This is a genomic window from Enterobacter asburiae, assembly GCF_008080435.1.
Taxonomy (GTDB): domain Bacteria; phylum Pseudomonadota; class Gammaproteobacteria; order Enterobacterales; family Enterobacteriaceae; genus Enterobacter; species Enterobacter asburiae_C.
In genome coordinates this window covers 1-12,693 of record NZ_VRKN01000009.1, presented here as the reverse complement: position 1 = coordinate 12,693, position 12,693 = coordinate 1, and the positions used below count along the sequence as shown (strand labels likewise).

The 12,693-nt window shown below is 49.8% G+C and carries 14 protein-coding genes and 2 pseudogenes; 4 read left to right on the top strand and 12 right to left on the bottom strand.

The genetic code is table 11. The features are described from left to right. Nucleotides 1-66 precede the first annotated feature (66 nt). The 9 genes and pseudogenes from FU672_RS25145 to FU672_RS16730 form a co-directional block, all read right to left on the bottom strand. Nucleotides 67-416 (bottom strand): annotated as a pseudogene (locus FU672_RS25145) (hypothetical protein). Between the two features lie 19 nt (nt 417-435). Beyond that, on the bottom strand, nt 436-690 hold the full coding sequence (locus FU672_RS16765; RefSeq protein ID WP_148244113.1) for a hypothetical protein: 255 nt from the start codon (nt 688-690) through the stop codon (nt 436-438). A 53-nt stretch (nt 691-743) separates the two neighbouring features. Beyond that, the gene (locus FU672_RS16760; protein ID WP_148244112.1) at nt 744-1,040 is read right to left on the bottom strand and encodes a hypothetical protein; all 297 of its coding nucleotides are present in this window, start codon (nt 1,038-1,040) and stop codon (nt 744-746) included. Nucleotides 1,041-1,120: 80 nt separating this feature from the next. After that, entirely contained in the window at nt 1,121-1,435 is a 315-nt protein-coding gene (locus FU672_RS16755) for a hypothetical protein (RefSeq protein WP_148244111.1), read from the bottom strand. Nucleotides 1,436-1,612: 177 nt separating this feature from the next. Then, on the bottom strand, nt 1,613-1,816 hold the full coding sequence (locus tag FU672_RS16750; RefSeq protein ID WP_148244110.1) for a helix-turn-helix transcriptional regulator: 204 nt from the start codon (nt 1,814-1,816) through the stop codon (nt 1,613-1,615). Between the two features lie 293 nt (nt 1,817-2,109). Then, a complete protein-coding gene (locus FU672_RS16745) occupies nt 2,110-2,439 on the bottom strand; it encodes an NIPSNAP family protein (RefSeq protein ID WP_148244109.1) in 330 nt (109 codons plus the stop codon). A gap of 423 nt (nt 2,440-2,862) precedes the next feature. Then, complete coding sequence (locus FU672_RS16740; protein WP_148244209.1) at nt 2,863-3,909, bottom strand: bifunctional transcriptional activator/DNA repair enzyme AdaA; 1,047 nt, start codon at nt 3,907-3,909, stop codon at nt 2,863-2,865. Continuing rightward, a complete protein-coding gene (locus FU672_RS16735; protein WP_148244108.1) occupies nt 3,893-4,669 on the bottom strand; it encodes an isocitrate lyase/PEP mutase family protein in 777 nt (258 codons plus the stop codon). The genes FU672_RS16740 and FU672_RS16735 overlap by 17 nt, the downstream gene beginning before the upstream one ends. 126 nt (nt 4,670-4,795) lie before the next feature. Then, entirely contained in the window at nt 4,796-5,359 is a 564-nt protein-coding gene (locus FU672_RS16730; RefSeq protein ID WP_148244107.1) for a nucleotidyltransferase domain-containing protein, read from the bottom strand. Nucleotides 5,360-5,591: 232 nt separating this feature from the next. On the opposite strand from FU672_RS16730, the pseudogene FU672_RS16725 reads away from it, so the two are divergent. The 3 genes and pseudogenes from FU672_RS16725 to FU672_RS16715 form a co-directional block, all read left to right on the top strand. Continuing rightward, nucleotides 5,592-5,846: pseudogene (locus FU672_RS16725) on the top strand (DUF4225 domain-containing protein); the annotation flags it as partial. A gap of 692 nt (nt 5,847-6,538) precedes the next feature. Continuing rightward, nucleotides 6,539-6,895, top strand: coding sequence for a KPN_00521 family repetitive protein (locus FU672_RS16720; RefSeq protein WP_148244106.1), 357 nt, complete (start codon nt 6,539-6,541; stop codon nt 6,893-6,895). Between the two features lie 174 nt (nt 6,896-7,069). Then, on the top strand, nt 7,070-7,627 hold the full coding sequence (locus FU672_RS16715) for a YceI family protein (RefSeq protein WP_148244105.1): 558 nt from the start codon (nt 7,070-7,072) through the stop codon (nt 7,625-7,627). Here the strand turns inward: FU672_RS16715 and FU672_RS16710 are convergent. The 3 genes from FU672_RS16710 to FU672_RS16700 are packed head-to-tail and all read right to left on the bottom strand — an operon-like array spanning nt 7,619 to nt 9,472. Beyond that, entirely contained in the window at nt 7,619-8,410 is a 792-nt protein-coding gene (locus FU672_RS16710; protein ID WP_148244104.1) for an anti-sigma factor family protein, read from the bottom strand. The two genes, FU672_RS16715 and FU672_RS16710, sit on opposite strands and share 9 nt — an antisense overlap. Then, nucleotides 8,407-8,937 carry a sigma-70 family RNA polymerase sigma factor gene (locus FU672_RS16705; protein ID WP_148244103.1) on the bottom strand — a complete coding sequence of 177 codons (531 nt, stop codon included), beginning with the start codon at nt 8,935-8,937 and terminating at the stop codon, nt 8,407-8,409. Before FU672_RS16705 ends, FU672_RS16710 begins: the two co-directional genes overlap by 4 nt. A gap of 7 nt (nt 8,938-8,944) precedes the next feature. Then, entirely contained in the window at nt 8,945-9,472 is a 528-nt protein-coding gene (locus FU672_RS16700) for a tetratricopeptide repeat protein (RefSeq protein WP_148244102.1), read from the bottom strand. A 759-nt stretch (nt 9,473-10,231) separates the two neighbouring features. On the opposite strand from FU672_RS16700, the gene FU672_RS16695 reads away from it, so the two are divergent. Further along, the coding region (locus FU672_RS16695) for an Ig-like domain-containing protein (RefSeq protein ID WP_148244101.1) at nt 10,232-12,693 on the top strand (2,462 nt) is incomplete at its 3' end.

Here is a 12,693-nt window from a genome sequence, read left to right as displayed (position 1 = left end):
GCTTATCTCCGATTCTTTACAGGATTATTTCCCTCTGCACGAGGGAATATTCATCATATTTTAATATCAAATCAATGTGAACTTTAACCTCCAATAAATGGGATCTTGATTTTTATCAGGTTTTATATTTTTCATAACATGTTCGATGATGTGTTCTTGATGCCAATACAATATTGTGGCTTTTAAATCTCTTCTATTGATATCAGACACATCATTTTTGATAGAGTATTTCTTCATCTCAAGAGCAATCAAAAAATTATATGTGATGCCTGAAAGGAACCCATCATTAAAAATATCGATTGCTGTTTCAGGATGTTTTTCATAAATGGAATATATCTCATCACAGTATCCTTGTAAGATGTTAGCAATAAGTTCGTTTTTTCTTTTTCACTTTTATTAAATATAATCTCTTTCATCTTTAATCCTCTTATTATGTTAATATTTAGGAATGCATTGGTTCTTATAAACAAGCTTGAGGATTACAGAGCCATATTCCAGATCTAACTCATCGACTAAATCGTTATTAACATGTCGATTCAATGCATCAACTAAGTTTTTATCTTCTATGATTTCTTCTACTGAATACCCACTTAGAGCAACAAATATATCAAAGCTTTCTTGAATAATATTCATTACTTTCGGGGTTTCTTCGCACAACATACTTACTGCTACAGATATTTTATTTGTCATTTATATTTCCCTTTTATATTTTTGTTTAGCCCCTTACGGGGCAAGATTGGTTCTTATTTTCTAAAGCTTCCTGAATACTCAACTAACATGGCAGCGACTAGTTCAAAGTCAACTTGATTAATATCACCACTGTTTCCTTCTTGGACAGTGAATCTTTCAAAGTTGTTCTGGATATGGTCAATAATATAAACATTAAATAGATTCATGAAAGCGGGATCATCCAGATAATCATTTGCGTCTCCATCACCATTGACTTCCATGAACATCTCCCAACTTGCTGTAAACGACCTACAAGCAAGGTCATAGAACAGTTCGGTTGATTTATTAATACCTATCTTTTCTTTAGACATATTTATATCCTCATAGTTAAATGCTTATTTAATTCATTGTGTTTTTTCATTAGCCCCTTTCGGGGCCGAATACGCTGTTGTTAACTCATACTAAAAAGTAATGCTTGAGTATGAACATATCTCATTTCACACATGACTTTATCCATATCAACATAGATAAGCCTTTCTCTTTTACCCACTTCTTCCATATGTTCATCAAAGCGTTTTGCCAGATATTCTTTAACATGCAAAATATATGACTCCGTTCTATCACTATCTAACATTATGGCTGCCAATACCTCATATTCTTCTTGTTCTTTATATATACGTATTCCTGTGATATAAAGATTCTTCGCCATAGCAGCAAAAACTTTAGTCGATGAGTCCTTAATGTTATTTAGTTCTTCAGTATTCATATAGTTACTCCATATTTTTTTGATGTATAGCCCTCTACATTTTCATGCATTATTTTGAGAGCGGGTTATTTTTTTGTTTTTATTCTGATGCTAAGTGCGATTGTATTTACATAAAACCTCCCACATTTATATTTTTAGTTAATAGATAAACCAGCTGTACCGAAACCATTATGATTTTTATGCTACTTTATTACGTGATAAAGAAATCTTTTCATCAATCCACTTATCAATATCACTCTCTAAGAATGCTATTGTTCTTTCACCAAGTTTTACTTGGGCCGGGAACTCATTGCGACTAATCAGGCGATAAATCCAAGCCTTACAAAGGCCAGTTCTGTTTAGTACTTCAGGTAAACGGATAAATCTTTTTCTTTCGTTCATATATTTCCTCGTCGTTGTTTTGATGAGGTCATTATTCGAATATCGCTTATGACAATCAACACCTGTTTTTTCGGAATTATTGCGTAAATGAATGTTTTTTGTACAAATCAGAAAGGGATAGTCTGAATGCTGTTACAAGACGGGACTTAGAGGGATTTAGCAAAAAGTGCTATTTTTAGTAGAGGAAAAAGGATTTTAAAAATATATATATTTATCAATCAATTATGATAACTCAGTTTAAATTCTGTACTGCGGAGGATACCCACTTAACAGCGCATCCCCCTTTGCTCACTTTATCTCAATCCATCAATACCGCTTTGTGGTAGTGATAGAACTGATTTTAAACTGAGTTCAATTCGACTGATGATTGCTTCTCGTGGGCCATTGCGCCAACCCGCACTTGCGTAGAAATCCTCAAGAACGCTTTTCATCTGTTCTTCACTTTCAAAAGCTCGTATGAGGTAGTAGCTGTCAGCATCGTGCAGAGAATTTCCGTACGCAACCACATCGATACCGTTCCGGGTATGAAGTGGAACACTGACTTCATGCATGATCTGATGAAACTCCTCACCAGAATCTTTTTTCAGGGTGTATTGTAGTATTTCGACGATCCTATCCTTCATACCTTCTCCATCAATGACCATGAGAAACTGTTTCAATGACGCTAACGCATTCGGCTGGTTAAAGGAAGAAAAGCTGACACGGATGATGTGAGTTCAACTTCGAGTTGGTAGCTGAACTGGCTGATGTGTTATCTTTTGGCACAGTTTGACGTCAAGTGTTCAGCTGCTTCGTTTAATGGTTTCATCATTGAACCCCAAATAGAACCCTCAATTGAAAATAAACATTAAATAACAATATAAATCAATTAAATAAGAAACCAGTTACAGGGACGCCAGCCACCAAAATTCTCCATCGGTGATTACCAGAGTCATCCGATGAAGTCCTGAAAGCCCGCACGGTGTAAGCCCTGCGGGCTTTTTTGTGCCCTCAACACGTCCTGCGAAGTCCGTATAATTTTCCGGCTACAGTTGAGCATCACGCCATTAAACATTATTTCTCTCATGCTCAATGAGCCATTCTTTTCGAGAAATCCCCCCTCCGTAACCCGTCATCGCGCCATCTTTTCCAATTATCCTGTGACAGGGGATCACAATCGCAATCCGGTTTGCACCATTAGCAGCAGCGACGGCGCGTACAGCATTTGGCTTATTAATCCGTAGTGAAATGGCCTGATAGTGTGTGGTCTGTCCATAGGGAACAGCACGCAACTCATGCCAGACGGATTGTTGAAAATCACTGCCCGGAGCATCTAAAGAGAGGCCAAACTGTCGGCGCGTTCCGGCAAAATACTCGCTGATCTCTTTTACTGTCTGCCGGGTATGGCTGTTTTCTCCGGTGACAATTCTGGCGTTAAATAAACGCTGGATATCGCGAAATTCTGTTTCTAACATCCGGCGATCGGTAAACTCCAGCAGGCAGACTCCCCGCTCTGTCGCACAGACAAACATAGGCCCAAGCGTCGTGGTAAACCGGTGAATGACTATCACCTGAGTTGCCTGAGTCGGCGCTGCGCCAGTAAGCCGCTTGTAGGTGTAACCAAATCCACTCAGGGATTCATAGCCATTGTCCAGCGCAACGTCAGTCGCCGCTCGTCCGCTTTTCAACTCCTGCAGGGCAACGTTCACCCGCTGCATTCGCTGGAAAGCCTGAAAAGTGATGCCATGATGTTGCTGAAACCAGCGTCTTACCCGCTCCGGGCTGATTCCATGCTGACGAAGCTCCGCGTCTGCAACACGGGATTTGATATCGCGCCTGACAAGCGCAAGCGCCTGCTCAACGAATAATGGCGCGCTGTGCGCATTTTCCGCAGGTCTGCAGACCTTACAGGGACGAAAGCCGTCCGCCAGGGCAGATTTGGCATCTTTATAAAATTCTACATTTTCGCGTTTGGGCTTTCGCGCCCGGCATACCGAAATGCAGAATACGCCAGTGGTTTTGACGCCCACAAAAAACACGCCAGTATATTCTGAAGCACGTTCAAGTAATGCCTGATACCAGATATCACACAAATTCTTATCGGTTATTTTCATCACCAAAAAGTCCTTCAAACGTCTGACGAGATCGGATCGCATGCATGACATCAGTCAGCGTTGACTGCATGGCTGAATGAACAAAATTGCCCATTGAAATGCGGCTTGCCCCGGCCAATTTCAGCCTGCTGAATGACGGAAGATTAGGCATACACACGACATTCAGAGGCAGACCCGTTGCCTCTGCAATGAGGCTGATGTCTCTCTCTGACGTCAGGCAGGGAACAAAAAGGCCGTCAGCACCTGCAGCTTTATATCTTTGACCCCGTAATATCGTCTCCTGCAACGCATCTTCATGCCCGAGAAGGTACGTGTCAGTCCGGATGTTCAGAAACAGGCTGTAACTTTCGCTTCTCAGCGCATCGCATACTGTTCTCAGGTTACGGGAAAAATCAGAGACATCGTCGAGCTGACGCACCCCGTTTATGGCTCTGCTGTCTTCGAGGTTAACGCCTGCGACGCCTGTCTGAGCAAGGCGCCTCAAATTGGCTGTTATCTCTTCGGCTGAATCACCATATCCTGCTTCCATGTCAACGCTCAATGGCAGGTTGCTGACAGCCCGAATCCGAGTGACCATATAAAATAACTCATCAAACGGCACTCCCTGCCCGTCTTCATATCCCAGTGTGGACGCTATAGCTGCACTGGATGTTCCCAGTACCTGATAGCCTGCTTTTTGCGCTGCGACAGCAATGGCGGCATCCCAGACGTTGGCGATAAGAAGAGGCTCATGCTGATAATGGAGTTCTGCAAAGTTCATATTCATATCCTCTCGATAGATTGAAAATGAATCTAAGCATTGAGTAAGAACCTCACAACCGAAATTCAGACGACCATTTTTTAGCAAAGGTCGTCTGAACGCGGGGGCGGAGCAGACCAAAACCTTTCAGGGTCGGGTTCCAGCTTTCAGCATGGCAAGGACCGCCCAATGTGCCTCATCGTCTGCGATATTTTCCGGCAGCGCATCAGCCCGCAGAGTGATATAAGCGTCAACAGCCTTTCTGATGGCCATGCTGACGGAGTCACGATCGTGCGTTGCCAGCGTGGAAGTCAGCAGACCATCAGGATCAATGCTGAGGAATTCAATGCGGCGAACCCCACGTTGCGGAAGATTTGCACGACGGAACAGCATAGGTCCCAGCACTTGTTCCCGGAAGAATAGTTCGGGGCCATACAGGCAGATAAGCAGACGAGGCTCTCCTACATGTTCTCCGGTGAAAGCATGGAGCAGATGGCCCAGTGTTCCGGCGAGCACAATACGCTGTGCCAGGATTTCGTCATAGTAGAGAGGGTCTACCACAACGACAAAATCGAGGTCGGAGTATTTATCGAACCCGCCATGAACAAGCGAACCGCCAGCGAGAAGGGAGTGAATCCGCGAATCAGCCTGAAATTTCAGCTTGAGTTGCTCTGCAAAACTTCTGTGTAAATCGGGTAACGTACTAAGCATACTTTTTCCTGTTCACAAAAAAGACAAAGCATTACAGAGTATCGCGCCGTGTATAGGCAGGCTAGATATTTTTTGCAGGAACAATAATGTTCTAAGAGGGTTCTCCCGATGCGTTATATTGTCCTGTAAATTCGGAGAAATTTCTGGCCATCGTCGATTACTCCGATATCTGACTGACATAGTCGTACCAGTAAAGGCAATAAAGCAGTCTTTATGAGATTATGACACGGCCCTCTGGTTTATGGGATTTCGCGGTGAGACTGGTCTGGCTGCGTATAAAACGGTAAGCCTTGCTGCCAATGCTTACAGCGTATTTGGTTTACTTCGCAAACCTGGCTCCTTGCGTTTGTTTTATTTTATGCGCTCAGATTTTTACAGAAAAATGGACTCAATGAGTCGGCCAAAACTTACTATGAAAATCATCGGATATGGCATAAACGCAAAAATTGTTTTTGACTTACTGTCTATTGATAATAGCCCCTCTTAAAACGCCAGGCTTTATACGTTAATTTGAGAGGAGTCATCCAACAGAAGATGCCAAAGATAAACAGCACAGCAACGCCTGATGAGATAATATTTTCTCGGGAAGCGAAGCATACCGCCAGTATGAACAGAACAGTGAGTACGACTGAAAGTATAACAGTCCCTTTAAACCGATTTGAAAGCGCAGGAAGTAAAATATCCAGCGTCGAACACTGAGTATCCACATAGCGTTTAAGTTTTTGCAGCTCTTCTTTTGTGAAACCAGATCTAAGCAACGCTTCTTCCGTTATCGCTATGTCATTCCCCTCCTTCTAATCAAAGCCAGTATACCGCGATCTTTGTAAAAAAACCGACCAACAGGCCAGTAGTTTATAGTGTTACCCCCTGGCTTTGACAAACATCAACACCCTCTCCCCCCTCCTGTGCAAAATTACCCACACCACCCAGCGCTACGGATTAGCCGCCCCAACCCGGAAGGAACCCCACCATGTACAAACCCATAACCGTCATAATCTTCATTCTCCTGACCCTCGCTGCCCTTGCTGAAATAGGCTTTTTATCCTTTGGATAATCCTCAGCCGAAATTCCCCTCATCAAGGCACATTGATCTCATTACAGTTTTTTCCTAAAGCCACCCCGCTTCGTCTGTGCCATGCTGAATCACGCTCATAACCGATAACGTTAAATGAGGATATTATGAAAAAAACAATTATCGCATTATCTGCCGTTCTGCTGGCTTCCCCAGTATTTGCTGCGACCACACATGCAACTGACGATACCGTCGCTACGGCGAACGCAAACGCCAACGAGGCGAAGCAAAAACTGCATGAAGAGCAGAACAAAGGTGAAGAGCTGAAGCTGAAACAAAAGCATGCTGCGGAAGGTAAAAGCGAGAGCCTGGGCAGCAAGGTCAGCGAAGATTCCCAGAAGGCCTGGCATAAAACCAAACAAGGCACCGAGAAAGGGTGGGATGCCACCAAAGAAGGCGCTGAGAAAGGCTGGAACAAAACCAAAGAAGGTGCCAGCGAGCTGGAAAAGAAAGTCACTGAGTAATCCCTTCGAAAGGCCGCAGACGCGGCCTTTTTTATTCCCCCCTGTTCTGCGCTCTCAAGGCTACACTTGTCACCAGGTCCGGTCATCGCGCTCCGGTTGAAATAAAGTCAACAAAGCCGAATAGATCCCGGGGCTGACGCGTTTACTCCCTGCCCCCCTAAAAGAGATCCTGAGATGCTGCGACGCCTGGTGATAGTGCTTGTTTTGGTTTGTCCGTGGGTGATGGCTGCCCCGAAGAGCTACATCATCAACACCGATAACACCGCCATTCGACTATCGTGGCATGCCTTCGGCGGCATCCTCTCCTGGGCAACATTCAGCGGCGTGACGGGCGCCGTGACGCTCAACCCGGAAAACGACGTCGACGACCATATTCACGTCACCATTCCCGTAGCGACTCTCGTGGCCTCAAACAAGCTGCTCACCTGGCAGCTGAAAAGCGATATGTTTTTTGAATCTGAGCGCTACCCGACTATCGAGTTCATCAGCTCTCGCGTAGTCGCCCAGGGCGACGGGCGGTTCAGGGTGTTTGGCACGCTGACCGTGCGAAACATTGCCCGCCCGGTGATCCTGGAGGCCATCGTGAAAGACCCGCACGCGCAGGCCCTCACGCTGGATGCCACGACGGCGATCTCGCGCGCGGCCTACGGGATGGATAAGTTTGCGCTGGTCGTGGACGATCGTATTGCGATCGCCATTGCGATTAAGACCAACGACGTGCCGTCATCCTGAGATGAGCCGCTGTAGCTGCTCCGCGTTTCCCCGCAGGTGAGACGGCGGATTGCGACCAATCAGGACAAACTGGTAGCCCGCATCCTGCCACCACACCAGGTTCATGCTGTGCCGCTGCTCCTGGCGAAGAGAGGCCGTCGTCTTCTCATCAACAGGAGAGATACAGAGCGCCATCGGGCCGTAGTCGGCGTTTATCCAGGCAATCTGCGCAATCGAGGTAGTTTCATAGCGCAGCATTCGCACCATTTTCAGCTCAGCCCCCTGCAGGACAAGCTGCGACATGTGCAGCTTCATGCCGATATCCTGCGCGGCTCGTTCCAGCCCGCGCTGCAGGACCGGCGTTGCGCTGTCCATATCCAGCAGCGTCTCGACGCTGTACAGGGACATATATTGCGCTTCGAGGTCGCGAATATGGGCGTTCTCATCCGCTGGCGCGGAAGCGGGCCGCAGCAGGTAGCCCAGCCCGGAGCCGACCATCAAAAAACTCACCGACGCGGCAATCAGCGCCCGCCTGCTGACGCCGATCGGCGTGGAGGCTTGTGGATCGGGAAGCGCCGCCAGACGCGCCTGCATTGTCTGAAGAGGCGCGTCATCCAGCAGAGAAGCAAACGCCCCGGCGAAATCCTGGCTGCTTTTCATCAGTTCGGCGGTTCGCCCGGAGAGGCGTTCATCACTTTTCAACTGTTCTTCAAAATGCAGCGCGTCGGCGCGGCACATCTCGCCATCTATCCATGCCACGATAGCGTCGTCGTTATAGGGCGGTGCAAAACGGTACGAGTTCAAGAGCGTTTCTCCTTTACCGGAGGCAGTGCGTCAGCAGACCTGGCAAGCCGAGCCCGTGCCGTCGCCAGCCGGCTCATCACGGTACCGATTGGCACCGCCAGGGTCTCCGCCGCTTCCTGGTAGGTAAAGCCTTCGACATAAACCAAAAATACCGCGTTGCGCTGGGCTTCAGGCAGCGCGTTAACACGCTGCATCACCTTCAGATAATGCAGGCGCGTCTCATCCTGTTCGCGGGTGTCCGGCGCCAGAAGATCGTCGCTGGCCACAAATCCCTGCCCCTGACGCACGTGTCGCGCCCGAAGCTCAGAGATCCAGATGGAGTGCAGTATCGCGAACAGCCACCTGTCGATGCGTGTGCCAGGCGTATACTGGCTGCTCCTTTCAAGCGCACGCACGCAGGTGGACTGAACCAGCTCTTCGGCGACATCCCTGTTTCGCGACAACACCAGCCCATAGCGCCAGAGACGCGACAGGTGTGCGGCTAACTGTTGACGAACCTCACTGGTAGCGATGAGTTTTCCCTCCACGAGAAAATCAGGATTCCGGATGCCCGTTGATGGCGGCCTGCAGGTCGCGATACTCCTCGCAGGACTGGCCACAAATACCGGCAATCACCTTCAGCTGTTCTTTAGCGAGGTCAGGACGTCCTTTTACCATCCACGCTTCACCGAGATATTCCCGGGCTTTGGCATAATCCGGTGCGATAGCCAGCGCGCGCTGGTAATAACCAATGCCTTCGTCCGTGCGGCCAAGTTTGCGCGTGGCGAACCCGCGATAGTTCCACGCTTCAGCCGTATTGCCATTTTTCAGCGAATCAAGCAGATTCAGCGCCGCCTGGTATTCCCCTTTCTTCGCGAGATGGTACGCATAGTTGGTTTTATCCTGATCGCTGAGGCTGCTGCTCTTGTCCGGCACGCATTTCTGGGTGGCGCTGTCATACACCTGTCCGGAAGGACAATCGGGCGTTTTGCTCTCGGTACTATTATTGCCCATTGCCAGCGCCAGAGGGGACAGCAGGGAAAAAATCAGCACCGGGATCAAACGAAACGAGGTCGTGCTCATATAAAGCTCCAGGGTAAGAAGGGAGTGACGTCAGTAAACGCCCGACTGACGATTTTTATTCATTCTCCCCGTGAATTTTTTGCTGTCCCAAAATCATGCTGACGTCGTAGCCCCAATGGAAATGAATCAGGTTATTTTATCCTTGCCTTAACGTTATTAATTCGCGTGATAGCAGAATTTCAACCCCGCATAAGAATATATTTTATTGCGCAAGCGACATAATATATCTTATATCAAAAACGTTACCCTAACTTAAATGCATATTAAGCACACTTAAACAATAACGTTTTACATTATATTGATAGTGCCCCCTACCAATTATCATACTGCGTAAACCACATTAAAAAACAACATCACAAGGAAAAATAAAAACAATACAAAACAGATAGTTATACAAATCAAATTATTAACAACATCAATATATTAATGTCCTCTTCATTGTTTCCGCACTTATTTACGGAAGCTTAATTTGCACAACCCGTGTTTTCTGTCTATATCATTTTTATATCCTCAAAAACAGATTCCTCCATTAATTACAGGGTTTTACAAGACATAAAACACGAATAAAAACGGTTCTCTTTCATAAGAAATTAGATTCGCTCTGATGTTGCCACTCTGAATCCTGGCGGGCATCGTGCGCGCTAAAAACAACGGTCAGTGCTGCGTTATAACAGCGACTGCGCCGGGCGCCCTTTACCTTCTGCAGAGATGGCTCGTCTTGCTCGCCGTTCATGATACATCTGCTGGAGTAATACCTAAATGAGCCAAATCTCTGTTATATCGAAACTTACTGGCGTGGAAACGACCACGGAAGGCACACAGGTTACGCTGAGCCATTCCTCAATCGTTGAGCTTCATGTCGAGCGAGCGAGCGTCTCCCACTTCGCGCGAAGTGGTAACGATCTGCTGGTTACGCTGCACTCTGGCGAGGTGATCACCCTTAAAAATTTCTACGTCACGGACGCGCAGGGCGTGAGCCAGCTGGTACTGCAGGACAGCAACGGCGCATTATGGTGGATTGAAGATCCGACCGGAGCCGCCACGTACGAATCTATCGCGTCTACGGACGTGCTGCTGGCAGCCTCCGGGAGTGACACCGGTGCCGCCGCCATCTGGCCATGGGCCCTGGGCGGTATTGTCGCAGCGGGCGGCATCGCGGCGGCGGCAAGCACCGGTGGTGGCGGCGGCGGTGGCGGCGGTGATGGCGGCAATAACAATAGCACCAACCCCAACATACCCGCCGATCCTGCCGATCCTGCCGATCCGGATACAACACCGCCGAATGCGCCTTCCGGCCTTCAGTTCTCTTCAGATGGCAAAACGGTCACCGGTACCGCCGAACCCGGCAGTACTATCACGCTGAAAGACGCGAACGGCAATGTCGTTGGCACAGGAAAAACGGGCAGCGACGGCAACTTTACCGTCTCTCTCGGCACACCGTTGACCAACGGCGAGCAGGTGACTGCCACCGCGACGGATAACGCCGGGAATACCAGCCCGGGCACGAATCTTACCGCACCGGACACCACCGCGCCCGATGCGCCAGCAATCACCAACGTAACGGACGATATTGCCCCGCAGACCGGGGCAGTCAGCAACGGCGGCAGCACCAACGATCAGCGCCCGCAGCTCACCGGCACCGGCGAAGCGGGCTCGACCGTGACGATTTATGACGGCGGAGTCGCTATTGGTACGGCGGTCGTCGCCAGCAACGGCACCTGGACCTTTACCCCGTCAGTTGACCTGAGTGAAAGCACTCACCAGATTACCGTGCGGGCAACCGACGCCGCTGGCAACACCGGGCCAGCCTCACCGGTGTTTACCCTTACGGTCGACGTTACCCCGCCGGTAGTACCCTCCGCGATTGTGCTAGCCGACGACACGGGCCAAATTAGAGGAACCATTACGTCGGGCATGTCTACCGATGCCTCACTGCCGATCCTGGCGGGAACCGGCGAGCCCGGCGGAACCATCACCATTTACGATAACGGCGTGGTGGTTGGCACCACGACGGTGCAGCCCAACGGCACCTGGAGCGTAACGCCGAACGGCCCGCTTCCGGACGGAGCGCATTCGATAACCGTCATTGAAACCGATGCCGCCGGAAACCAGAGCACGGCCTCAGAGCCTGTCATCTTCACCGTGGACACCACGCCGCCGTCAGCCCCTGGAAACCTCGTGGTGTCGAATGATGGCAGTACCATCAGTGGCATCGCGGAAGCAGGCAGCACGGTGACCATCCGTGAAGGCGACGTCACCCTTGGTACAGTTGTTGCCGATAGCCAGGGCAACTTCAGCCTGACGCTGACCCCACCGAAGCTCAACGGCGAAATCCTGACCGCTGACGCTACCGACGCGGCAGGCAACACGGGGCCGACAGCACCCGCCATAGCGCCGGATCTTACTCCACCACAGGCGCCGGTCATCGTTGCGGTTATTGATGACGTGCAGGCCACCATCGGGACCGTGGGCCAGAATGGCCTCACTAACGACACGACGCCGACGCTCACCGGCACCGCTGAACCAGGTTCAACCGTTACTATCCGCCTGGACGGTACTGATATTGGCACAGTGCTAACCAACAGCAACGGTCTGTGGTCTTATACTCCCACCACGCCGCTTGTCGAGGGCGCTCACACCTTTACCGCCGTTGCCTCCGACACGGCGGGTAACACAAGCCTCCCGTCGGGGGGCTTCACCTTTACCGTTGATACCACTCCGCCACCAGCAGCGACTATCGCTACCGTGACCGATGATGTCGGCGGCGTTCAGGGGCCGCTCAGCAGCGGTGATACCACGGACGATACCCAGCCGCTGCTACAGGGCTCCGCGCCAGCTGATGCGGTTATCACCGTCTATGACGGCGAAACCCTGCTCGGCACCGCCACCCTCGACGGTAGCGGCGGCTGGAACTTTACGCCAACGACCCCACTCACCGACGGCCCGCATTCGCTGACGGTTCACGCCACGGATGCCGCCGGCAATACCAGTATCTCCAGCCCGTTCACACTGGTAGTGGACACCACGCCGCCGTCTGCCCCTGGAAACCTCGTGGTGTCGAATGATGGCGGTACCATCAGCGGCATCGCGGAAGCAGGCAGCACGGTGACCATCCGTGAAGGCGACGTCACCCTTGGTACAGTTGTTGCCGATAGCCAGGGCAACTTCAGCCTGACGCTGACCCCACCGAAGCTCAACGGCGAAATCCTGACCGCTGACGC